Raw genomic sequence first — 22,614 nt, forward strand, 5'->3', positions numbered from 1 at the left:
ACGGAGTTAGCTAGAAACTGAGGCCAGTGCCTTGGCCTCAGGCATTGTGTTGCCCGGCTTAGGCCCTGAGTCCGGGTCCGTTCAATGAAAGCGAGTCGCTGATGAGCAGCCCAATCGGCTCTGAGGACAAGCGCCCCCGGCGCACTTCCCCTGAATCAGGCACGTCCGAACCCAACAGGCCAGAACGCAGCAGGCCTGAACACAGCGCGGCAGAGCCCTACCCTGCCAGCTACAGCACCCCGGAGCGCAGTTCCGCCGACGCTCCCACGGAGGCAACTCCGGTCTACGATGCCACCCAGACCCGGAGTTCCGCCGCCCGCTCCAGTGCCACAAGCACGGGCGCCACCAGCACCGGCGCCTCGACGGACACGCACACCCGGGCCCTCAACACCACGGACGCTCCGTACGCCGAGCGCGACTACACGCCCGACACTGAAGAGGACGGCCGCCCGGACACGGCACGCTCCGACGACCCGGCCTTTGCCACCCGGGAAATGGCCGCGGCCCGCCAGAAGGAGGCGTTCGGCGGCATCAAGATTGGCTCGGCGTTCTTTGGCTGGCTGGCCGCCACGGGCATGGCCGTGCTGCTGACCGCCCTGGTCGCCGCGGCAGGCACCGCCGTGGGACTTGCCACGAACACTGACGTGAACGCCGCCGTGGGCCGGGCAGCCTCAAACCAGACAGTGGGAATCGTGGGCATCATCGTCCTGCTGGTCATCCTCTTCGCCTCCTACTACAGCGGTGGCTACGTCGCCGGCAGAATGGCCCGGTTCAATGGCGCGAAGCAGGGGTTCGCCGTGTGGATCTGGGCCCTGATCGTGGCTGTGCTGGTGGCCGTGCTCGGCATGATCGCGGGCGAGCAGTTCAATATCCTGGCCCAGCTGAACAGCTTCCCGCGGATTCCAGTCAACGAAGGCCAGGTGACCACCACCGGCATCATTGCCGCCGTCGTGGTCGCCCTGGTGGCGCTGGTGGGCGCTGTCCTGGGCGGCATGGCCGGCATGCACTTCCACCGCAAGGTGGACCGCGCCGGTTTCACTCCCACGGCCGATTACGAGGAACACTGAATCAGAAGTACAAGTGACCTGCGGCCGGGCGCGGCCGCAGGTTCCGCTACCGGTAGAGCGCGACGGCGTCCACATAGAACCAGCGCCGGTCCGCCCTGAGGAAGCGGCTGGTTTCGTGGTGGACGCCCCGCTCGCCGTCCTGACGGAAGTGCGCCTTGAACTCCACGGTGCCTTCGGTGTCGAGCGGGCCGCCCCGCTCGACGGACAGGATGTCCAGCCGCCGCCATTCCAGGCCCGGATCGAAGTCCAGCTCCGCAGGCCGGGTGCTGGGGTGCCATGTTTTCAGGAGGTAATCGGCATGGTGCAGGACGAAGGCCGAGTAACGGGAACGCATCAGCTGCTCGGCGGTGGCTGCGTCTGCCGAGCCGGAGTGGAACCGGCCACAGCAGTCCGTGTACTGCTCGCCCGAAAGGCACGGGCAGTTGCCGGAGAAGGGTTCTGGTTCGGTCATGGCATCCCTGGGAACGTGGCGGTCGCTTGCTGGATCAGCCTATCGGCGCCTGCGGAAGGCCGCGTCCTATAACAGCTTTGAAACAACAGTTGCCGCTACTTGCCATGCGGGCATGTCGGCAGTAAATAGTCCGTATGGTGGTTAGGGGCTGTTTTCCGGCGTAATCGCCGGCTCGATCCTTGGGGGACGGGCCGGGCGCCGAGGGTAAGGAGGGTGAAGTGGAAGATCCGACAACGATTGCACTGAACCTGACATTTTTTGGCACCCTGGGTGTTGCCTTCCTCATGTTCATCGGACTGTGCATCAGTGTCATGCTCACGCTGGTGATTGCAGGGCTGGGACGCCTTGTCGCGCTGATCGTGATGGCGCTGTTCGGCCGCCTCCCCAAAAACGAAACCATCGAGATCGTGCGGCTCACCGCGGACGGCCGCCCGTTGCCCGCCAAGGCGGAAACGGCGCCGGCAAAAGCCAAGGCGAAAAAGGCCCCCAAGGCCCCCCGCCCGGTCCGCGAGCCCCGCGCACCGATCGACTGGAACAAGCTCCGGACCCGCGCCGGCCTCCAGGAGGCGCTCCGCAGCGCCGTCGTCCACCACCCCCTGGTGACCGCCGCCCGCCCGGTACCGCCGGTGCTCTCGAAAGGCTGGGCCGACGCCGTGGCTGCCGCCGACGCCCGTGCTGTGGCGCGCGCGCGCGCCGCCGCGCCGGATATAAAAGTCACCGTCCGGGACCTGCCGCCGCCCGACGTGGCTGCGGCCAGCGTGACGCAGGTGGCGCCGCTCGTAAAATCGGCACTGCGCCACGATGCCGTGCCGGCCGAACCGTCCGGAACGGGCGCAACCGGCACGGGCGCGACCGGCACGGGCGCGACCGGCACGGGCGCGACCGGCACGGGCGCGACCGGCACGGGCGCGACCGGCACGGGCGCGACCAGCAAGGGTGCCTCCAGCAAGGGGGCAACGGTCCGGTCCGCCTTGGCGCTGTCGGCGCAGCCGCCGCAGCCTGCGCGGAAACCGACGGTTGCCGGACATGCCGCTGTCCTGGACACCGGCTCCATGACGTCCCTCGCACAGCACCCGGACGCCCGCGCCCGCGCCTGACCGCGCTGGTTCTCCATGCCGTCAGGCTCCTGGCGCCTTCCGTTCGGCGGTGAGCGCCGGCTGTGAGAAGGCGGCGAGATAAGCCGCCGGCATCCCTTACCCTGAGCAACCATCTCCGCTAGCGTGAAACCCATGGAATTCAGATACCTCGGAAACAGCGGCTTCAAGATCTCGGAAATCACGTTCGGCAACTGGCTCACGCATGGCTCCCAGGTGGAGAACGACGTCGCCACGCAGTGCGTGCGGGCGGCGCTGGACGCCGGCATCAGCACCTTCGACACCGCGGACGTCTACGCCAACACCGCCGCGGAAACCGTTCTGGGCGAAGCGCTCAAGGGTGAACGCCGGCAGTCCATAGAGATCTTCACGAAGGTGTTCGGCCCCACCGGGCCCAAGGGAAAGAACGACGTCGGCCTGTCCCGCAAGCACATCATGGAATCCATCGACGGGTCCCTTAGCAGGCTGCAGACGGACTATGTGGACCTGTACCAGGCGCACCGCTACGACTTTGAAACGCCGCTCGAGGAGACGATGCAGGCGTTCGCGGACATCGTCCGGCAAGGAAAGGCCCTGTACATCGGAGTCAGCGAGTGGACCGCTGAGCAGCTTCGCAACGGCCACGCCCTGGCCAAGGAGCTGGGCTTCCAGCTGATTTCCAACCAGCCGCAGTACTCCATGCTGTGGCGGGTCATCGAGGAGGAAGTGGTTCCGGCGTCGGAGGAGCTGGGCGTCTCCCAGATCGTCTGGTCGCCCATGGCGCAGGGCGTGTTGAGCGGCAAGTACCTGCCAGGCCAGCCGCTGCCGGAGGGCAGCCGCGCCACCGACGACAAGGGCGGTGCCAAGATGATCGAGCGCTGGATGCGGGATGACGTCCTGGCCGCGGTGCAGGAGTTGCGGCCCATCGCCGAGGAAACCGGGCTGACCATGCCCCAGCTGGCGGTGGCCTGGGTGCTGCAGAACCCGAACGTGGCCTCGGCCATCATCGGCGCATCCCGGCCCGAACAGGTCGCCGACAGCGCCGCGGCTGCCGGAGTGCGCCTTGAACCGGACGTCCTGAAGAAGATCGACGCCGCCGTCGGCTCCCTCGCTGAGCGGGACCCGGCCAAAACAAAGTCCCCTGCAACCCGCGAGGCCTAGGAGTCCAAATGACTGACCTTCCAGACCTTGCCGTCACCGGCGCCACGGGGGTCCTGGGCGGCATGGTGGCCCGGCAGCTGTCCGACGCCGGGTTTTCCCAGCGCCTGCTGGTGCGCGACCCCCGGCGGGCGCCCGACTTGGAGGACGCCCCGGCGGTAGCGGTCAGTTACGGTGACCCAGTACTGTCGCGGCCGGCCCTGGAAGGGGTCAAGGTCCTGTTCATGGTGTCGGCGGCGGAGGCCGAGGACCGGTTGCAGCAGCATTACGCGTTCGTGGATGCCGCCGCGGAGGCCGGCGTGCAGCACATTGTGTACACGTCCTTCTTCGGGGCCGCGCCGGACTGCACCTTCACGCTGGGCCGCGACCACTACGCCACTGAGGAGCGGATCAGGACCTCAGGCATGGGGTTCACTTTCCTGCGGGACAACTTCTACCTGGATTTCCTGCCCATGCTGGCCGGGGAGGACGGCGTCATCCGGGGTCCGGCGGGCGACGGCGTGATGGCCGCCGTCGCCCGGGAGGACATTGCCCGGTCCGCGGTGGCCGTGCTCCGTGACCCGGCCGTTCACGCCGGGGCAACCTACGACCTGACCGGCCCGGAGGACATCTCGCTGGCGCGCGCCGCCGAGGTGCTTTCGCGTTCCACGGGCAGGACCGTCACGTACGACCACGAAACTGTGGAGGAGGCATTCGCCTCCCGCGCCTCCTACGGCGCCCCGGCGTGGCAGGTCGAGGCCTGGGTCAGCACGTACACGGCGATCGCCGCCGGGGAGCTGGCAGGGGCGACGACGGACGTGCACGGCCTCACCGGCCAGGACCCGATGGCACTCGAGGAACTGGTGAAGCTGCCGCAGCTCTAGGGGCGACGCGGCCGGGCTGTTGACGGTCATTTGCGCGCGGCGTAAACCTGTGAGGAGGAGTACGCCTATTCGCGGCTGCACCCCGCAGCCCCGAGGAACCGCAGCACCCAGCAGAATCGCAAGGCCATGTCCAAGCTGATCTACCGACGCCGACCGTCCGCCCGCCCCGCAGCACATTCCGGTGTAACAGCACACTCCGGTGAACCGACGCATGGCCCGCTCACCAGCGAAGAGCTGCAGCTCGCCGTGCGGAACCACTCCATGCCGCTTGAGGCCCTGCGCGAGGACGTGACTCCTCCCGGGCTGCATTACGTGCTGACCCACTTCGACATTCCGCAGGTCAGCGGCGCGTGGCACCTGCGGATCGGCGGCGCCGTGGAGCGGGCAATGGAATTGAGCCTTGCGGCGCTGAAGCGGGATCCGGCTATCAGCGTCCAGGTGACCCTGGAATGCGCCGGCAACGGGCGTTCGCTGCTGAGGCCGCGGCCGCTCAGCCAACCTTGGACGCTGGAAGGCGTGGGAACGGCCGTGTGGACCGGCGTTCCGCTCGCATACCTGCTGGCCCAGGCCGGCGTCGAGCCCGAAGCCGTCGAGGTGGTTTTCACCGGTCTGGATGCCGGAATCCAGGGCGGCGTCCGGCAGCAATACGCCCGGAGCCTGCCGATTGCGGAAGCCTCGCGGGCCGACGTCGTCCTTGCCTACAAGATGAACGGCAGCGAACTGCCGCCCCAGCACGGCTATCCGCTGCGGCTCGTCGTCCCGGGCTGGTATGGCATGGCCAGCGTCAAGTGGCTGCAGTCGATCCAGGTGGTCACGACGCCGTTTACCGGCTTCCAGCAGTCGGTCGCCTACCGTTACCAGCACAACGCGGACGACGCCGGCACACCGGTTTCGCGGATCAGGGTGCGGTCCCTGATGGTTCCGCCGGGCATTCCTGACTTCTACACCCGCCGCAGGTACCTGCCCCGCGGGCCCGTCATGCTCCACGGCCGGGCGTGGTCCGGTGAGGGCGCCATAACGAAAGTGGAGGTCGGGATCGACGGCAAGTGGGTTCCGGCGCAGCTGGACAAGCCTGCCGGTGCCTTTGCCTGGCGCGGCTGGAACCTGCCATGGGTGGCCGATCCCGGCCACCACGAACTGGCGTGCCGGGCCACCGACGCGACCGGGTCTACCCAGCCCTTGGAGCAGCACTGGAATTACCAGGGCATGGGAAACAACACGGTGCAACGGGTGCGGGTCATCGTCGAGTAGCCCGCTGAGCTTGCCTTGGCCGGCGTCCTCTTAGTGCATGTGGCTTCCGCCGTTGATGTCGATGGTGGTGCCGGTCAGGTAGGCGGAATCGTCGGAGGACAGGAAGGTGATGACGGCGGCGACTTCCTCGGTGGTGGCGTTGCGGCCCAAGGGGATGCCGGCGTTGATGGCAGCTTCCTGCTCATCGGTGCTGCCGACGCGGATGTTGGTGTCCACGGCGCCCGGGGTAATGGCGTTGACGGTCACGCCGGAGTCACCGAGCTCACGGGCGAGGGCCTTGGTGAAGCCGAGGATGGCGGCCTTGGCAGCGGAGTAGGGGACCTTGCCGAAGACGCCGCCGCCGCGCTGGGCGGAAACGGAGGACATGTTGACGATACGGCCCCAGCCGTTGTCGATCATGTCCGGCAGGAAGGCCTTCGTGACGAGGTAGGTGCCGGTGGAGTTCACGGCCATGACCTTGTTCCAGAGGTCAAGCGTGGTTTCCAGGAAGGGCACCGGTGAGGTGATGCCGGCGATGTTGGCCAGGGCGCCGACGGCCGGAAGGGCGCCGCTCTTGACCTCGGCCGAAACTGCCTTGTACGCGGCGTTGACGGAGTCCTCGTTGGCGACGTCGATTTCGTAGCCGAACGCCGGGACGTTGAATTCGTTGCCGATTTCGGTGGCGACCTTCGCGGACTTCTCGCCGTCGAGGTCCAGGATCACCACGGCCCAGCCCTGGCTGGCGTAGCGGCGGGCGGTGGTCATGCCGATGCCCCGTTCCGAGGTGGCTCCGGTGAGGACGGCGGTGCGCTGAATGGCGGTCATGATGCTCCTTGGTTTTTGTGGGGTTGGTCGATCAGATCAGGTCTGTGATGAAGCTGGCTGCCTTGGCGGCAGCCGCCGGGCGTTCGTCGTGGGTGATGTCCCGGGTTTCGAGTTCCAGGCTGAAGTGCCCGGTGTAGCCCTGCTCGGCGAGGACCCGCAGCCCGGCGGCGAAATCGGCCTGGCCGTTGCCGATGCTGAGGTTGATGTTCCCGGGCAGGGCATCGCGCAGGTGCACGTGGGCTATGCGGCCCTCGTGGCGTGCCAAGTACTCCAGCGGGTCCTCGCCAGCGGCGACGATATGGCTGAAGTCCATGACAATCCCGACGCCGGAGCCCGCCAGCCGCTGCGCCAGCAGTTCCGCGCGTTCCAGGTTCCAGCAGAACCTCAGGAAGTGCAGCGATTCGGTCCAGAGTTCGACGCCGAATCCAGCCGCACGACGCTGGGCCTTGATGAGCTGCGCTGCGACGGTGTCCAGGTCCTCTTCGAGGCTGTTCACCGGTTCGTGGCTGAGCGCACCGCAGGGCAGGACCAGCGCCTTGGCTCCGGTTTTCGCCGTGAGGGTGAGCAAGGCATCAAGGTGCCTGTCCCGCTTAGCCTGCCGGCCGGCGTCGAGCACTGCATTGAGGTCCCCGATATCCCCGTTGACGGAACGTACCCGCAGTCCCGATGCGGCCACGTCAGCGGCGACCGCTGAAACGGCGTCCGCGTCGAGCTCATAAGGAACGTGATCGCAGACGCCGGGAAGGGCGCCCAGGTCGATCTCGCCGAAACCCAGCCCGGCGATGCTTCGCAGGGCGGCCGGCAGGTCCTGGTGGCGGAAGCTGATGGATGAGCACCCGAGTCGGGAATGGAACATCGTTGTTGATCCTCTAGTCGTGCCCGGCGGGCCGTAGTGATGGGCACCACACTATCGCTGGCGACTGTTAACAGTCAACTCCTGACGGCGACTGTTGACAGTCGGCATGACGTCGGTCACACTGGGACACATCTTGTTAACAGTCGACAGCGCTGGAGCTTCTTCAGCCGCTCTTCGAAAGGGAACCACCATGAGCAACGAAGCTCTGAACATGCGGGGGCCGGTCCACGGCACCAAAGATGCCCGTCGGGTCGCCATCGGCTCGGGCGTCGGCGCCGTGATCGAGACGTACGACTTCATCGGCTTCGGTACTGCGGCCGCCCTCTACTTCGGAACTGCGTTCTTCCCCACCGGTGACCCGGTCACCGGAACGCTGGCCGCCTTCGCCACGCTCGGCGTCGGCTTCGCCGCCCGGCCGCTGGGCGGCATCATCGGTGGCCACCTGGGCGACAAGGTGGGACGCAAGCCCGTCCTGGTCACCTCCCTGATCCTGATGGGCATCGCCACCTTCTTTATCGGCCTGCTGCCCACGTACAGCCAGGTGGGCCTGCTCGCTCCGGCGCTGCTGGTCTTCGTCCGCATCGTCCAGGGCCTGGCCTTCGGTGCGGAATGGGGCGGAGCCATCCTGATGAGCTACGAGCACGCACCATGGAAGTCCAAGGGCAAGTACACCGGCATCGTCCAGGCCGGCTTCCCGGTGGGACTGTTGCTGGCCAACCTGGTGTTCCTGGTCAGCGTCAACCTCGGCGGCGAGCTCGCCTGGCGCATCCCCTTCCTCGCCAGCATTGTGCTGGTGGTGGTCGGCCTGATCATCCGTTCCAAGGTCCCCGAGTCCCCGGTCTTCGACGAGGTCAAGGACCACGGAGACATCGTCAAGTCCCCCATCGTTGAGGTCATCAAGACCGACTGGCGCAACATCGTGAAGGGCATCGGCCTCCGCATCGCCGAGACCGCCGGCTACGCCGTGTCCATCACCTACATGATTTCCTACCTGCACACCGAACAGCTGGCCGACAAGACCCAGACCCTGGTGGCCCTCTGCATCGCGTCCGCCATCGGCATCATCGCCACCATGGCCTGGGGCCGCCTGACCGACAGGATCGGCCGCCGCCCCCTCTACATCTGGTCCACCGCGTTTGCCGCACTGTTCGCCATCCCGATGTTCCTGCTGGTCAACACTGGCATGTTCGTCTTCATCATCGCCACGATCGTGATCTCCTACGCGGTCTGCCAGAACTCCCTCGCCGGAGCCCAGGGAGCCTGGTTCCCCGAGCTGTTCCAGGCCAAGACCCGCGCTTCGGGCGCCTCACTGGCCTACCAGATCTCCGCCATGGTCTCGGGCTTCACCCCGTTCATCACCACCCTGCTGTTCGTCAGTTTCGGCTGGATTGGCCCGGCCCTTCTGTTCGGCCTGTACGCCCTGATCGGCCTCTGGGCAGCCTTCGCCACCCGGGAAACCTGGGGCAAGCAGGAGCGCCAGCTCGCTGATGAAATCACCAAAAGCACCCCCCAGTCGGTGAACGCGTGATGACCGCCGTCAACGAAGCCAGCCTGCAGGAACTGCAGGCCACAACACCTCCCAAGAAGGAACGAATGACCCAGGAAACTGCCGCAGAACGACTCGAACGGGTCAGTGCCGCCGCCTACCGCATCCGGCACCACGCCCTGAACATGGGCGAGGTCCAGGGCCAGGGCTACGTGGGCCAGGCGCTCGGAGCCGCGGACATGCTCGCCGTCGTCTACGCCGACCAGCTCCGGTTCCGTGCCGATGATCCGCACTGGGAGCAGCGTGACCGCTTCCTGCTCTCCACCGGGCACTACGCCATCGGCCACTACGCAGCCCTGGCCGAAGCGGGCATCGTCCCCGTCGAGGAGCTCGAAACCTATGGCTCGGACGACTCCCGGCTCCCCATGTCCGGAATGTCCACCTACACCCCCGGCATGGAAATCTCCGGCGGTTCCCTCGGCCACGGACTGACCATCGCCGTCGGCATGGCCCTTGGCCTGCGCTACCAGGGCTCGGACGCCAGGATCTACAACTTCCTCTCCGACGGGGAACTGGACGAGGGCTCCACCTGGGAGGCTGCCATGGGCGCCCACCACCACCAGCTCGGCAACCTCACCGCCATGGTGGACATCAACGCCCTGCAGGCCGACGGCAAGACCGATACCGTGCTCCGCACCGAACCCATTACCGAAAAGTGGGAAGCCGCCGGCTGGTATGCCCAGCGGGTGGACGGCAACGACGTCGCCGCGTTGCTCGCCGCGTTCGACAACGCCGCAGAGCAGGCCGCCACCAGCGGACGTCCCTCCGTGGTCCTCTGCGACACCAAGGTGGGCCGTGGTGTGACACTGCTGGAGGAACGGGAAAAGGCGCACTTCATGCGCATCGAGGAACACGAATGGCAGCTCTGCCGCGAGCAGTTGACCGCACGATACGAAGGAAAGGCTGCCCGATGAGCACCACAGCAGTGAAGTCCACCGCCGGGGCAAGCACCGCCCCCAAGCTCAAAACCTCGGCCATGATCGCGTCCTTCGCCGATCCGGGACAGAAAACCGCTTCCGCCCCGTTCGGCCACGCACTGGTCAAGGCCGCGCAGGAAAACGACAGGATCGTTGGCCTCACTGCGGACCTGGGCAAGTACACGGACATGCACATCTTCGCCCAGGCTTTCCCGGAACGGTTCTTCCAGATGGGCATGGCCGAGCAGCTGCTCTTCGGCGCTGCAGCAGGCCTCGCCGAAACCGGACTGGTGCCGTTCGCCTCCACCTACTCCGTGTTCGCCGCCCGCCGCGCCTACGACTTCCTCTGCCTGGACGCGGCCGAGCCGAACCTGAACGTCAACATCGTGGGCGGCCTGCCCGGCCTCACCACCGGCTACGGCCCCAGCCACCAGGCCACCGAGGACATGGCGATCTTCCGCGGCATGCCCAACCTGACCATCGTGGACCCCTGTGATTCCATCGACATCGAACAGGCCGTCCCGCAGCTCGCCGCCAGCGAAGGACCCACCTACCTGCGCCTGCTCCGCGGCAACGTGCCCACCGTCCTGGACGAGTACGACTACACGTTCGAGCTCGGCAAGGCCAAGGTCCTGCGCGGGGGCAACGACGTCGTCTTCGTTTCCAGCGGCCTGATGACCATGCGTGCCCTGCAGGCAGCCAAGGCGCTGGCGGAACACAACGTGGACGTCGCCGTCGTCCATACGCCCACCATCAAACCGTTCGACGCCGCAACCGTCCTGGCCGAAATCAACACCGACCGGCTGGCCGTGACCCTGGAAAACCACTCCGTGGTGGGCGGGCTGTTCGAAACAGTCGCCTCATCCGTAGTCAGCGCAGGCCTCGGCAAGCGGGTGGTGCCGGTGGCACTGCCGGACGAATTCCTCGACGCCGGCGCCCTGCCCACGCTCCACGAACGCTACGGCTTGACCGTCCAGCGCATCGTGGCGAAGGTGCTCGCCGAGCTCGGCTAGTCCCGGCTTCGGCTCCGTCTGGAGCGCAGCCACGGCAGGAGGGCGGGACAGCACGTGGCCCCGCACTCCTGCCGTGGCATCATTGTTAACACGGCGACTGTAAACAGTCGACCTCTGACCTTGGGAGAATCCGATGGCCGCGACAGCAACCCTGCTGGGACTGGAAAAGAAAAGCCTCCGCGAGCAGGCGCTGGCCGCGCTGCGCACCGCCATCACCAGCGGAGCACTCGAGCCGGGCCGCCACCTCGTGGAAACCGAGCTGTCCGAGATGCTGCAGATCAGCCGCGGAACGCTCCGGGAGGCCCTGCGGCAGCTCCAGCAGGAAGGCCTGGTGTCCGCGGGCACCCGCGGCAGGCTCTCTGTCCGGCACCTGGATGCCAAGGAAATCCGCGACATCTACTCCGTCCGGGCGGCCCTGGAATCCCTGGCTGCCCGCACACTGTGCGAACTGCCGGACCGCCAGCACGTCATCGGGTCGCTCCGCGCAGCGATCCAGGCCATGGAAGCGTCCACCCACGGCACACTGGAGGAGCGGGTGGAATCCGATCTCGACTTCCACCGCACCATGTGCCGCCTCACCGGCAACGAGACCCTGCTCCACTCGTGGGAATCCCTGGAAGGGTCCATCCGGATGTCCATCATGTTCGCCGGGCTCGAAAAGGGCGTGCGGAACATGAGCGTGGACCGGCACAACGACATCGTCGCAGCCATCGAAACCGGCGACGCCACCTTGGCCCGCGACACCATCCGCGAGCACATGGACTCCGCTGCGGCCGTCCTGGTCGCGTAGCCTCTCTGCCCCGCCGCCCCCTGACGTGTGGTCCTGAAATCGGCTGTCGGCGAGTCCGGCCCGACACGCCCGTGCGGCGTTTAGGCGGCAAAAGCCCTGGGTACCTGAACCAGTGCACCGTACACCTCGTCGGTCCCGACCGACCACTGGTCTCTGAAAGGCGGTGATCATGGATCGCCACACATCCGCCAACTGGGCCTCCGGCCAGATTTCCGAGGACGCCGTCGTGGACGTCCTCATTCCCACCTGCAACCGGCCCGCCGAGCTGGCCGTCACCCTCGCCGGGCTTGCAGCACAGCAGGGTCCGGCCTTTCGGCTGGTGGTCAGCGACCAGTCGGACGGGCTGCCGGCCTGGGAGCATCCTCCGGCGGCCGCCCTGCTCCGCGTGCTCCGTGCGCAGGGCACCCAGGTCGATCTGCACCGCCACCTGCCGCGCCGCGGCCTCGCCGAACACCGCCAGTTCGCACTCGAGCAGGCCCGGACGGACAAAGTGCTCTTCCTCGATGACGATGTCTGGCTCGAACCGGGTGCGCTGAACAGGATGAGTGAAGCCCTCGATACCCTGGGCTGCGGCTTTGTGGGAATGGCACCGCAGGGGCTCTCCTTCCTGAACGACCGCCGCCCGGAACAGACCCGCACGTTTGAACCATGGCAGGGAAGGGTGACACCCGAGCGGATCCGCCCCGGCGACGAGGCCTTCCAGCGCTGGCCGCTGCACAATGCGGCGAACCTGAGCCATCTGAGCGCCGAACTGGGACTGGAATCCGGGCAATGGGTGCCGTACAAGGTGGCTTGGCTGGGCGGGTGCACCATGTTCCGCCGCGAGGCCCTGGAGGAGACTGGCGGGTTCCGGTTCTGGACTCAGTTGCCGCCCGAGCACTGCGGTGAGGACGTCGTGGCCCAGTGGCGGGTGATGGAAAGGTTCGGCGGCGCGGGAATCCTTCCCACGGGCGCCGTCCACCTGGAATCCCCCACCACGGTCACGGACCGCCGGGTGGAAGCCTTTGACATCGTGCTGGCGGACAGCCCGGAGGATGCAACCCACCAACTAGCCGAAAGGTACTGACATGGCCGAGACACCGAACCCCATCCAGATCCAGAAGTTCCTGAGCGGGATCGACTACCCCGCGAGCCGCCAAACCCTCATCTCCCGGGCCAAGGAGTCCGGCGCAGACAGCAACGTCCTGGACGCGCTGCAGAGTATTCCGGACAGGGAATATGGCAGCCCGACGGCGGTGAGTTCCGCCGTCTCGGACGTCTAGGTCAGTTCCGTCCCGGCTATACTCGGCTGCAATTATGAGCAGCCTTTCCTCGTCCCCCGCCACTGTCCGCGTCGACGCCTGGCTATGGGCGATCCGCGCCTACAAGACCAGGTCCGCCGCCACCGCCGCGTGCCGTGCCGGGCATGTGCGCATCAACGGCAACCCGGCCAAGGCCTCGCAGTCGCTCGTCCCCGGCGATACCGTGCGCGTCCGGCAACCCGGTTATGAGCGCATCCTCGAGGTGCGCCAGCTTATCGCCAAGCGGGTGGGTGCAGAGGCAGCGTCGCACTGTTTCACGGACCACACGCCACCCCGGCCCGTGGCGCCGGCGCTCGGGCTGCCGCAGCGGGACCGCGGGACCGGCCGGCCCACCAAGAAGGACCGCCGCGAAATGGAACGCCTGCGCGGACCGGGCTGACAGCGGCTTGGGCTGACAGCGGCTTGGGCTGCCAGCGGACTCGGCTGACAGCGCCTCAGTCCTTAACCTGCTCCCGGCCTTCCCGCACCTCGAACTCCCCTACCTCCAGGTCGGCGGCGCCAAAGGCGGCGGGCAGGAGGGTCAGGTGGACGGCACCTGACGACGTCGCTTTACTCCCGGCCAGGGTGAAGGCCGACGGCGTGACGCCGGGTTCGAAAAGCCGCTTGCCCTGGCCCAAGACCACAGGGAAGATGATCAGCCGGTACTCGTCCACCAGGCCGGCGTCGTGCAGGGCCCGGACCAGCCGGTAGCTGCCGTGAACCTGGAGCTCCCGGCCCGGGCCCGCTTTGAGGTCATCCACGGCTTCGAGGAAGTTCGCGGGAAGGATGGAGGTGTTGTTCCAGGTCGCTTCGGTCAGCGTTGAGGACACCACGTACTTGGGGAGGCTGTTGAGCGCCGTGGCTACGGCGTCGCCCGGGTCCGTGACCTGCTCCCAGTAGGGCTGGAACATCTGGTAGGTGGTGCGGCCGAGCAGAATCGCATCCGCTTCGGCGAACCACCCGTTCACGATCCTGCCCATGTCCTCGTCGAACAGCGGCACCAGCCAGCCGCCGAATTCGAAGCCGCCGCTGGTGTCCTCGTCCCGGCCGCCCGGGCCCTGCATGACGCCGTCGAGGCTCACGAAGGTGTGAACGGTGAGTTTCATGACGGCCCTCTTGGCGGAGTGGTTTGCGGACTCGCCACCGGGCGTTCCCCGGGATCGGCAGGGCCCATGTCGAGCCGGAACGGAGGATACTCGTCCCGCATCAGGGCCACGTAAGCCGCAACGCGGTAAACCCAGCGGTTGAGGCCGATCAGCAGGTCGAACAGGGTCCGGAGGTACCTGCCGGTGAACAGCAGAATGACGCCGGCGATGAAGGCCAGGAGCGTGAGCAGGGAGACCGCGCTGCCTGCCGTGTAGCGGCCGGCGCCGCCGGCAAAGTCGTCATCCGACGACGCCACCCAGGTACGCGTGGATCCCGCCAGCACACCCACAATCAGGAGGTGCGGAATGGCGAGCAGCCAGGACTTCACCAGCACCAGGCCGCGCGAGAGGTGGTCCGGATAGTCGACGTCAAAGTCGGCCGGGTAGTCGGTGCGGGCTAGGGTGAAGGGCGGGTAGCGGTCCGTTCCGATCGCCGTGAAGGCGTAGAAGGACACCCGCCAGCTCCAGCGCAGCACGCCCACGTTGAAATTGAACAGCGAATGCGGGTAGCGGGCGGTAAACAGGATCGCGAACCACGCCACGATGCTGGTGATGATCAGTGCGAACCAGAGGAAGAACAGGACGATCAGGTGCGGGATGGCCAGGAACCATTTGACCAGCCACATCCACCGGGACAGGGCCGGGTCGATGTGTCCGGTCAGGCGGGCCGGGTACCTCGGGTTCTCAAACTGGTCGACGACGGCGGGCGGCGGCGGTGCGCCCGCCCCGCCAGCTGGGGCGGGATAACCGGGTGCCGGGTAGCCGGCGGCCGGGTAAGCAGCTGCCGGGTACGGTCCCGGCTGCATGCCGGGAGGACCAGCGCTGCCACCTGCACTTCCGTCCGGCACGGCAGAACTGGCGAGCGGCCCGGTGGCACCGGCAGCGGCGGGAGGCCCCGCCGTCGGGTTTTCCACCGGTGGAGTATGCCCCGCCAGGGGATGGCCGGCGGGATACTGGCCGGGCGGATACTGGCCGGGGGGAAGATGCGGTGGCGGCCCGTGCCGTCCGAGTCCCATCGCCCCTGCAACGATCAGCGGCACTCCGATGGCCAGCAGCACGATCCCGGCAATGAGCAGCCACAGGAACAGAGGCCACAGCAGGTCGGAGCGGACGCCGGCCTGCAGATCCACGGAAACCGGGGCGGTGGCGTCGGCGTTCATGACCACCACGGTCCAGCTGCCGGGAAGGATGTTCCACTTGAGTTCCTGCGTGCCGGTGCCCTCGGCGGATGTGACCCAGAAATTTTGGGCACCGGGGCGGGCAGGGGTCCGCGTTCCCGGCACTTCGGTGTAATCGACCCTAAAGGGCCGTAGATTCAGCTCGCGGATCTCGGAACGCTTGACTCCCTCGAGATAACGCGCCGCGTCCTGCTGCGGTGCGATGCCAATGAAGATCCCCTGGCCCGGGCTGGCCGCCGATCCGCGGAGCAGGACGCTGCCGGCCGTTTGAGACGGAATGACGTCCGGGAGCCTGCCCCTGACCATGACGTCCAGCCCCGCCGTGGTGATGGCGGAGGACGCGGCGTCGAACCGGTGCGATTGAGTGGTGAAGTATCCTTCGTCGCGCTGCTGGAAGTTGAGCCAGCCCACCCCGGCTGCGCCTGCCAGCAGCCCCAGTCCGAGGAGCGCGGCGAGTGTACCGAGGACGAGCATCACCATGCGGCCAGGTTTCACGCCGGTTCCTTATCTCGCGCCCGGCGGCGAAGTGCCACCCGTGGTTGGTCAGGGCTGGGTTGGACAGTACCCGCTTCCACGGCAGTTGCTTGGACCTCGTTTGCCCGGGCGGTGCGTGATCGGGCGGTGGATGGTTCGACTTTGCGTTCCTGGGTTCTGCCCGCCTTGTCTTTGTGCTTACCGTCCGGGTGCTTGTGGTCACCGTGTTGATGGTCGGGGTGCTTGCCGTCAGGGTGCTTGCCGTCAGGGTGCTTGTGGTCGCCGCGCCCGTGAGTGAACGAAGGGTGCGCGTGGATGCCCGGCCGGGGGTCCAGAATGCTGAGCCGGCACGGTTTCTCGGAGGTGCCTTCGCCGCTGAGTTGGGTGAGATGCGCTGGATCATGAAGCGCGGTGATGGTGTCCAGGGCGGCACGTGCCATCGACAGGTCCAATACGATTTCCTTGCCCGGCATCAGGGTCCTGGCACGCCGCGCAACAACATAAAGCGCCCGTATGTTGGCTGGCGTCAGGGTTCCGCGGACCTCGATGCAGGCGCGCTCCATGTTCGCATCGATGCGGACCATGACCTTGAGGCGGTGATGACTTGCAGCGATGTCCACGCCGCTCACGTCCCTTTGGCCGGCAGTCGCTGCCCAAGTTGGCCCGGCCGGAACGCATCAAGGGACCGGATATTAAAGTTCATGTGGCCTACGCCTCCCCGACTTCGTTGTCGGAACTGTGTAACGTCCAGAATGCACCCTGTTGCCAGCACAGGGAAGAGGCGTTCACTGGAGCCCTGCCTGTGCAGGTCACCGAAACAGCGGTGCGGCGCAGATTGGTGCTGACGCGCTACCCGCCTAGCCTGTTCCTATGCCTTCCAGCCAGGACCGCCCAGCAGGATACGACCCAGCGGCCCAAGGCACCACGTCACAGGACCTGCTGCTCGCGTCCGTGAGGCTGCCCGGTGACAAGGAGTGCTCCGACCTCCATATCCGCAACGGCCGGGTGTCCGCAATCACCGCAGCGGGGGTACGCCCCGGAGGTTTCAGCGGAGCGGATGCCCAGGTGCTGGATCTCGAGGGACGCTTCGTCATCCCCGGACTGTGGGACGAGCACATCCACATGACGCAGTGGGCCCTGGCCGCCAACCGGGTCGACCTGTCCGGTGCCGCTTCGGCGAGCGCCGCCGTCGAGCTTGTCCGGAAGCAGATTACCGCGGCGGACCCCGGAGCCGAACCGGCCAGTACTCTGGTGGGCGCCGGCTTCCGCGACGCCATTTGGGATGACGCCCCGAGCGCCCAAATGCTCGACGACGCCACCCGGGGAGTGCCCACCGCCCTGGTCAGCCATGACCTGCACTGTGTCTGGCTGAATTCGGTGGCCGCGCGGCGGTTCGGAGTTCAGCTCCCGCCAGACGGCCTGCTCCGTGAGGAACCGGCGTTCGCCCTCACGCGCGAACTCGGAAGGCTGCCCGACGACGTTGTGGACGGCTGGGTCGGCACGGCAGGCCGGGAAGCCGCCGGCCGCGGTGTTGTGGGCGTGGTGGACCTGGAGATGACGTGGAACCGCGACGTCTGGCTGCGCCGGATCGGCGGCGGATTCCACTCGTTGCGCATTGACGCGGGGGTGTACCCGGAGGATCTGGAGCGGGCCGCTGCTGCCGGGATGCGGACGGGACAAATGGCCGACGGCGGTGCTGGCCTTCTGCGGGTAGGTCCGCTGAAGGTGCTCATCGACGGCTCCCTTAACACGCGTACCGCCTTTTGTGTTGCCCCGTACCCGCACGGCGGGCACGGGATCCTGACGGTGAGCGAACCCGAACTGGTTACCCTGCTCGCCAGGGCCCGGGAGACGGGCTTCGTTCCGGCAGTCCATGCCATTGGTGACGGCGCCAACAAGGTTGCGCTGGATGCTTTCGCCGAAGTTGGGATCGGCGGCCGGATCGAGCACGCCCAGTTTGTACGGCAGGAGGACTTCGCCCGGTTCGGCGAGCTTGGCTTGACGGCCAGCGTCCAGCCCGCCCACGCGCTCGATGACCGCGACGCCGCTGACACCAACTGGGCCGGCCGCACGGACCGGGCCTTCCCGCTGCGCTCGCTGCTGGACGGCGGGGCGCGGCTGGCACTCGGTTCCGATGCACCGGTGGCGGCCCTGGACCCGTGGCTGGCGATGTCCGCCGCGACCGTGCGCGCACGTGCAGACGGACGCGGCCCATGGCACCCGGAGCAGGCCCTGACCCGCGAGGAAGCGCTGCTCGCCTCAACGCGTGGGCGCGGCCGGATCCGGGCCGGGGATATGGCAGATGTTGCCGTGCTGGAGGCTGATCCCCTTGCCGTATCCGATGCCTTGTTCGCCGCAATGCCCGTCGCCGCAACGCTCGTGGCCGGCCGGTTCACGTTCCGGGGCCCAGGGGTTTAGGAGTCCTGCCGGGCCGGCGGAAACTCCCCCACCCACCCTTACCGTCAAAAGCGTAGAGTGGCCTAAGACGCCTGATTCTTGGACGCCATGCAGCTAAGGGAGAAATCGTGACGATTGACTGGGACGAAAAGAAAGCCCTGCTACAGGAACCGAACATCGCAGCAGTGACGCAACTGTGCGATGAACTTATGGAGAAGAAGCCGGGATCGACCGTTCCTTATATCGACCCCGTCCATGACGAGGACGAATGCCGGATTGTCAGCCTCCAGGTCAGCCCGGGCAAGGGAACCGAATCCGGTTTCGTGTCCCATTTCAACGACGACGAGGCCGCCCGGCGGGCCACCCAGATCTACGAGCTCGCCGAACTGGATCCGCGCTACGTCATGCCGTGGAACGCCTACCCCTGGGTGCGCGACCCGGACATGCCCTCGGCCCTCAGCATCCAGGAGAAGACCGACGGCCTGCGCCCCTTCCGGCAGTTCATGAAGATCAACAGGCGCGTCTCGGCCATCATTGCCCACGGGACCGACGCCGCCACCTTCCTGACGCTCTTCGAGAAGACCTACCATTCCTCACTTAAGAACAACGGCATCAAAATCTACAAGGCCAGCGCGCTCGGCGGGCGGGCCTTTGCTGTTTCCGAGGCCAAGCAGGAAGAACTCCTGACCAAGAGCGTGGACGTCTACAAGGACGCCATGCAGCGCGCGGGCATCCAGCACCTTTAGCTCCCGGTGTCCGGCTCGGTCAGACACGTGCTCGACTGGCTGCTCGATTCCGACCCCTCGATCCGCTGGCAGGTCCTGCGCGACCTGACGGAGGCGCCTGCCGACGAGGTCCGCGCCGAACGTGTCCGGGTGGCCGTGGAGGGCTGGGGCGCGCGCCTGCTCGCCCTGCAGGGCGACGACGGCCAGTGGGACGGCGGCACCTTTTTCCCGGTGCCGTATGACGGCTCCGAGGCTGGCCAGCCGTGGACCGCCACCACCTACAGCCTGCTGCTCCTGCGCGACCTCGGCCTCGATCCGGGCAGCGAAGAGGCCCGCGCGGCGGTGCGGAAAGTCCGGGAGAACAGCCGCTGGGAGGAAGGCGGCCAGCCGTTCTTCGACGGCGAGGTGGAGCCCTGCATCAACGGCAAGGCCGTGGCGCTCGGAGCCTACTTCGGTGAGAACGTCGACGGGATCGTCCGGCGGCTCCTCGGCGAACAGCTCGACGACGGCGGCTGGAACTGCGAGGCGGAGCGGGGGTCGGTGCGCTCGTCTTTCGCCACCACCATCAACGTGCTGGAGGGGCTGCTGGAACACGAGCGGGCCACCGGCGGAACCGCGGAATCGGTTGCTGCGCGGAAGCGGGGCGAGGAGTACCTGCTGGAACGCGCGCTGCTCCGGCGCAAGAGCACCGGGGAGCTGGTGGACCCGCACTGGCTGCAGTTTTCCTACCCGACCCGCTGGTTCTACGACGCGCTCCGCGGCCTTGACTATTTCCGGGACTCGTACTCCCGGGGCACGGGCGAAGCGCCGGACAGCCGCCTTGCCGAGGCCGCCGGCCTGCTCCGCTCAAAACGGCAGCCCGACGGGACCTGGCTGCTAGAGAACACGCACCCCGGCCGCATCCACTTCGCCATGGAGGACGGCGACGGGCGGCCCAGCCGCTGGAACACGCTTCGGGCCCTGCGCGTGCTGAGCTGGTACGACGGCTTTACCCCTCCAGCAGCCTCCGCCGGTGCTTGAGCTCCTTGACCCACGCCCTGGTGACCATGTCCGGAAAAGGCGAGACGCCGCCGTCGTCCGTTCGAGCGGCGGCCGTTGCTGCGGTGGCCGTTGCTGTGACCGCCGTTGAAGCGAAGGCCGTCCCGGCCTCCAGATCAGCCAGCAGCGGGCCGGCCGCCTTCAGCGCCAGATCCACCGCCTGCACCGCCGTGCGCTCGGGCAGGCCCAGTCCCGTGGCCCAGGCGAGGAAGTGCTTCCGCGAGATGCCGCTGCGCTTGCCGCCGAGCGTCAGGGCGAGCGTCTTGTCGCCGTAGACCACTGTGGAGGGGATGTCGTAGACGGGCGCAATGGACCATTCCCCGTGCGGCTGCTGAACCATGGACACGTTCTTCGCATGCAGGTCGCCGTTGCCGCTGAGCAGGGCGAAGGCGGCCTGGATGGCGAGGTTCCGGAGCGCCGGCAGCGGTGCCGAGCAGTAATCGGCGAGTGCATGGCACACCGTTCCGAACCCCACGTTGTACTTGTCCGCCGGGTACAGCTTCAGTACCTGCGCGCCGTCCTCGACGGCGAGTCGCTGCACCGGGTCCGGGCCGCCGGGCGCGCCCGCCGCCGTACCGGCTTCCAGGGGCACCCGGTCGAACCGCTCCACCAGCAGCCCCGGCCTGCCGGCGACGTCACGCATGAGCTGCACCCGGCTCAGCGGAATCCGCAGCTTCGCCGCGTAACGGAACATGATGAACTCGTTCTGCACCACGTGCGGGAATTCCGGGGCGTTGAGCTTGAGGATAAACCGGCGTCCCGCGCTGGCCACAGGCGTAGAGATCATTCCGGCGGAGAGCTTGTCCTGCACACCGGCGAGCGCCACGGGGTCGATCAGTCCTGAGTCGCCCAACAGTTCGTCGAAGTCTACGGGCCTGCGCGGGTCCACCTCGACGGCGTGCTCCTCCGGGTCCAGCGGCTCGCCGTGGCCCACGATCTGCACGTCACCCACCGGGTTGCCGCCGGCGGCGATGAGCAGCGAGAGGTCATCGTCCGCGCTGGTCTTGATGGATCGGCGCAGAGCGTTCAGCCGCCGGCCCTCCGGGAGCAGCCCGGTGAAGTACGGCGGCGCGGCCCCGGCTCCGGAGAGCACAGGTGCCGGTGACAGCGGAAGGGAACTGGCGACGGCGGGGCGGCCGCTTTGCAGGTATGCGGGCAGATAGCTGAACCTGGTTCCGCCGTCGTGCCGTTCCAGCCGGGCGGCCAGAACGCCCTGCTTGTAGATGTCAGCGATGCGGTGCCTCACGGCCGGTCCTCCCGTGCGCTGGGCTCGCTGCCTTCCAGCGGGGCCGCCGACGGCGGTCCGTGCGGGGGCGGTTGTGTCACCGGCAGCTCCGACGGCTGGGTCACCAGCGCGTGGGCGGCGGCGCTGGTCCGGGTGCCGAGCTCCAGCTCAAGCCCGAGCGTTTCCAGCAAGGCCAGCAGGGTGTCCAGCCGGAGGCTCGGCTTGCCCTGCTCGACGAAGCGGACGAAGCGTTCGGAGACTCCTGCCATATCGGCGAGGTCCTGCTGGCTCAGGCGGAGGTCAGCGCGCCGGGCGCGGACGGCCGCGGCGAGCTGCGTGGTAAAGCGGTGAGCCACCGCGCCTCCTTTTTGGTTAGGAACGATCGTGCCGGTTTGTAGGTTGCTCCTACGCTACGCCTGACCGCCGCGGGGGCACAACGACCGGATCGGAACGATCGTCCCGATCAGGTACCGCACCCTCTCCGGGCACCCCGACTTTCATGTCCGGCCCCCTTCAAGGACCCGGTTGACACCCGCCTGTGACCCGTGCCATATTCTTAACCGTGAACCTGTCAGACAGCCGGACAGCCGGACCACAAAGCGGAGCGCCCACCTTTCCGTTGGCGCGCCTCAGCGCAGCCGAAGCTGTCTTCAACGCCATCCGCAGCGACATCCGGAGCGGCGCGCTGGCCGTCGGCGCCAAGCTCAGTTCCGAAGCATCTTTGGCCTCGCAGTACGGCGTCAGCCGCTCGGTGATCCGCGAGGCCCTGCGTTCCTGCACTGCCCTCGGCCTGACCGTCACCAAGACCGGCCGCGGCACGTTCGTCGTCGCCGACCACGTGGCCAACGACCTCGTCCTGGGCCAGTTCTCGGCACGGGACCTCACGGAGGCCCGGCCACACATCGAAGTCCCCGCCGCCGGCCTCGCCGCCGAGCGCCGCACCACCGAGGACCTGGAAATCCTCCGCGGCATGATGGCGTCCATGGCTGCGGAGACCGATCCAGAAGCCTGGGTGGCCCTCGATTCCAGCTTCCATGCAGCCATCGCCCGCGCCAGTGGCAACAAGGTGTTCGAAAGCGTGGTGGCTGATATCCGGGACGCCCTCGCCCACCAGTCCGAAACCCTCAACATGGTGGCCGACCGCCAGCACGCCTCCGACGTCGAGCACCACGTCATCCTGGACGCCATCGAAGCCGGGTCCGCTGCAGACGCCAGCGCCGCCATGGCTGAGCACCTGCGCGCCGTCGGTGCGGCGCTCGACTCCATCCTTAATCAATAAAACCCCGGCCAGTAACGGCCCCAGCCTTCCCCGGCACCAGCCACACCCGACTCAACACATCAACACATCAACACCCACAGCAGA

24 protein-coding genes are annotated in these 22,614 nt (G+C 67.4%); 16 read left to right on the forward strand and 8 right to left on the reverse strand.

Annotated elements, in window-relative coordinates; genetic code table 11:
* The first annotated feature begins 101 nt into the window (after nucleotides 1-101).
* Complete coding sequence (locus LFT45_RS21360; RefSeq protein WP_236805702.1) at nucleotides 102-1,067, forward strand: TIGR04086 family membrane protein; 966 nt, start codon at nucleotides 102-104, stop codon at nucleotides 1,065-1,067.
* A gap of 46 nt (nucleotides 1,068-1,113) precedes the next feature.
* Here the strand turns inward: LFT45_RS21360 and LFT45_RS21365 are convergent, their stop codons facing one another.
* Nucleotides 1,114-1,518, reverse strand: coding sequence for a YchJ family protein (locus LFT45_RS21365; protein WP_236805704.1), 405 nt, complete (start codon nucleotides 1,516-1,518; stop codon nucleotides 1,114-1,116).
* Between the two features lie 218 nt (nucleotides 1,519-1,736).
* Between LFT45_RS21365 and LFT45_RS21370 the strand changes: the two genes are divergently transcribed.
* The 4 genes from LFT45_RS21370 (at nucleotide 1,737) to LFT45_RS21385 (ending at nucleotide 5,863) form a co-directional block, all read left to right on the forward strand.
* Nucleotides 1,737-2,615, forward strand: coding sequence for a hypothetical protein (locus LFT45_RS21370; RefSeq protein WP_236805707.1), 879 nt, complete (start codon nucleotides 1,737-1,739; stop codon nucleotides 2,613-2,615).
* Nucleotides 2,616-2,747: 132 nt separating this feature from the next.
* A complete protein-coding gene (locus LFT45_RS21375; protein WP_236805709.1) occupies nucleotides 2,748-3,752 on the forward strand; it encodes an aldo/keto reductase family protein in 1,005 nt (334 codons plus the stop codon).
* An 8-nt stretch (nucleotides 3,753-3,760) separates the two neighbouring features.
* A complete protein-coding gene (locus LFT45_RS21380; protein WP_236805711.1) occupies nucleotides 3,761-4,612 on the forward strand; it encodes an SDR family oxidoreductase in 852 nt (283 codons plus the stop codon).
* Between the two features lie 126 nt (nucleotides 4,613-4,738).
* Entirely contained in the window at nucleotides 4,739-5,863 is a 1,125-nt protein-coding gene (locus LFT45_RS21385) for a sulfite oxidase (protein ID WP_236805712.1), read from the forward strand.
* Nucleotides 5,864-5,893: 30 nt separating this feature from the next.
* On the opposite strand, the gene LFT45_RS21390 is transcribed toward LFT45_RS21385, so the two are convergent.
* Together LFT45_RS21390 and LFT45_RS21395 are read right to left on the reverse strand one after the other, a co-directional pair.
* Nucleotides 5,894-6,667 carry an SDR family NAD(P)-dependent oxidoreductase gene (locus tag LFT45_RS21390; RefSeq protein ID WP_236805713.1) on the reverse strand — a complete coding sequence of 258 codons (774 nt, stop codon included), beginning with the start codon at nucleotides 6,665-6,667 and terminating at the stop codon, nucleotides 5,894-5,896.
* A 31-nt stretch (nucleotides 6,668-6,698) separates the two neighbouring features.
* Nucleotides 6,699-7,523, reverse strand: coding sequence for a sugar phosphate isomerase/epimerase family protein (locus LFT45_RS21395; RefSeq protein ID WP_236805714.1), 825 nt, complete (start codon nucleotides 7,521-7,523; stop codon nucleotides 6,699-6,701).
* Between the two features lie 190 nt (nucleotides 7,524-7,713).
* Here LFT45_RS21395 and LFT45_RS21400 point away from each other — a divergent pair, with 190 nt between their 5' ends.
* The 7 genes from LFT45_RS21400 (at nucleotide 7,714) to LFT45_RS21430 (ending at nucleotide 13,469) form a co-directional block, all read left to right on the forward strand.
* Entirely contained in the window at nucleotides 7,714-9,051 is a 1,338-nt protein-coding gene (locus tag LFT45_RS21400; protein ID WP_236805715.1) for an MFS transporter, read from the forward strand.
* 65 nt (nucleotides 9,052-9,116) lie between these two features.
* A complete protein-coding gene (locus LFT45_RS21405) occupies nucleotides 9,117-9,983 on the forward strand; it encodes a transketolase (protein WP_236809466.1) in 867 nt (288 codons plus the stop codon).
* Nucleotides 9,980-10,999, forward strand: coding sequence for a transketolase family protein (locus LFT45_RS21410; protein WP_236805716.1), 1,020 nt, complete (start codon nucleotides 9,980-9,982; stop codon nucleotides 10,997-10,999). Before LFT45_RS21405 ends, LFT45_RS21410 begins: the two co-directional genes overlap by 4 nt.
* Nucleotides 11,000-11,132: 133 nt before the next feature.
* The gene (locus tag LFT45_RS21415; protein WP_236805717.1) at nucleotides 11,133-11,789 is read left to right on the forward strand and encodes a GntR family transcriptional regulator; all 657 of its coding nucleotides are present in this window, start codon (nucleotides 11,133-11,135) and stop codon (nucleotides 11,787-11,789) included.
* 169 nt (nucleotides 11,790-11,958) lie between these two features.
* On the forward strand, nucleotides 11,959-12,855 hold the full coding sequence (locus LFT45_RS21420) for a glycosyltransferase family 2 protein (protein WP_236805718.1): 897 nt from the start codon (nucleotides 11,959-11,961) through the stop codon (nucleotides 12,853-12,855).
* A 1-nt stretch (nucleotide 12,856) separates the two neighbouring features.
* Entirely contained in the window at nucleotides 12,857-13,051 is a 195-nt protein-coding gene (locus LFT45_RS21425; RefSeq protein WP_236805719.1) for a DUF2795 domain-containing protein, read from the forward strand.
* A 34-nt stretch (nucleotides 13,052-13,085) separates the two neighbouring features.
* A complete protein-coding gene (locus LFT45_RS21430) occupies nucleotides 13,086-13,469 on the forward strand; it encodes an RNA-binding S4 domain-containing protein (RefSeq protein WP_236805721.1) in 384 nt (127 codons plus the stop codon).
* 55 nt (nucleotides 13,470-13,524) lie between these two features.
* On the opposite strand, the gene LFT45_RS21435 is transcribed toward LFT45_RS21430, so the two are convergent.
* Genes LFT45_RS21435 through LFT45_RS21445 form a run of 3 tightly spaced genes read right to left on the reverse strand, consistent with a single transcriptional unit; the run spans nucleotide 13,525 to nucleotide 16,486 of the window.
* Entirely contained in the window at nucleotides 13,525-14,175 is a 651-nt protein-coding gene (locus LFT45_RS21435; RefSeq protein ID WP_236805724.1) for a dihydrofolate reductase family protein, read from the reverse strand.
* On the reverse strand, nucleotides 14,172-15,887 hold the full coding sequence (locus LFT45_RS21440; RefSeq protein WP_236805725.1) for a DUF4389 domain-containing protein: 1,716 nt from the start codon (nucleotides 15,885-15,887) through the stop codon (nucleotides 14,172-14,174). Before LFT45_RS21440 ends, LFT45_RS21435 begins: the two co-directional genes overlap by 4 nt.
* Nucleotides 15,884-16,486 (reverse strand): hypothetical protein, encoded by a 603-nt coding sequence (locus tag LFT45_RS21445; protein WP_236805727.1) that lies wholly within the window; start codon nucleotides 16,484-16,486, stop codon nucleotides 15,884-15,886. The genes LFT45_RS21440 and LFT45_RS21445 overlap by 4 nt, the downstream gene beginning before the upstream one ends.
* 250 nt (nucleotides 16,487-16,736) lie before the next feature.
* On the opposite strand from LFT45_RS21445, the gene LFT45_RS21450 reads away from it, so the two are divergent.
* The 3 genes from LFT45_RS21450 (at nucleotide 16,737) to LFT45_RS21460 (ending at nucleotide 20,008) form a co-directional block, all read left to right on the forward strand.
* Nucleotides 16,737-18,284 (forward strand): amidohydrolase, encoded by a 1,548-nt coding sequence (locus LFT45_RS21450; RefSeq protein ID WP_236805729.1) that lies wholly within the window; start codon nucleotides 16,737-16,739, stop codon nucleotides 18,282-18,284.
* Nucleotides 18,285-18,391: 107 nt separating this feature from the next.
* Nucleotides 18,392-19,009: a uracil-DNA glycosylase gene (locus LFT45_RS21455; RefSeq protein ID WP_236805730.1), complete on the forward strand. Its 618-nt coding sequence runs from the start codon at nucleotides 18,392-18,394 to the stop codon at nucleotides 19,007-19,009.
* A 27-nt stretch (nucleotides 19,010-19,036) separates the two neighbouring features.
* On the forward strand, nucleotides 19,037-20,008 hold the full coding sequence (locus tag LFT45_RS21460; RefSeq protein WP_236805733.1) for a hypothetical protein: 972 nt from the start codon (nucleotides 19,037-19,039) through the stop codon (nucleotides 20,006-20,008).
* Here the strand turns inward: LFT45_RS21460 and LFT45_RS21465 are convergent.
* Together LFT45_RS21465 and LFT45_RS21470 are read right to left on the reverse strand one after the other, a co-directional pair.
* Nucleotides 19,977-21,272: a type II toxin-antitoxin system HipA family toxin gene (locus tag LFT45_RS21465; protein WP_236805740.1), complete on the reverse strand. Its 1,296-nt coding sequence runs from the start codon at nucleotides 21,270-21,272 to the stop codon at nucleotides 19,977-19,979. The two genes, LFT45_RS21460 and LFT45_RS21465, sit on opposite strands and share 32 nt — an antisense overlap.
* Nucleotides 21,269-21,607, reverse strand: coding sequence for a type II toxin-antitoxin system Y4mF family antitoxin (locus LFT45_RS21470; RefSeq protein WP_236805742.1), 339 nt, complete (start codon nucleotides 21,605-21,607; stop codon nucleotides 21,269-21,271). Before LFT45_RS21470 ends, LFT45_RS21465 begins: the two co-directional genes overlap by 4 nt.
* 206 nt (nucleotides 21,608-21,813) lie before the next feature.
* Between LFT45_RS21470 and LFT45_RS21475 the strand changes: the two genes are divergently transcribed.
* The gene (locus LFT45_RS21475) at nucleotides 21,814-22,530 is read left to right on the forward strand and encodes a FadR/GntR family transcriptional regulator (protein WP_236805744.1); all 717 of its coding nucleotides are present in this window, start codon (nucleotides 21,814-21,816) and stop codon (nucleotides 22,528-22,530) included.
* Nucleotides 22,531-22,614 lie beyond the last annotated feature (84 nt).

This window comes from Arthrobacter sp. FW305-BF8 (genome assembly GCF_021789315.1).
Lineage (GTDB): Bacteria > Actinomycetota > Actinomycetes > Actinomycetales > Micrococcaceae > Arthrobacter.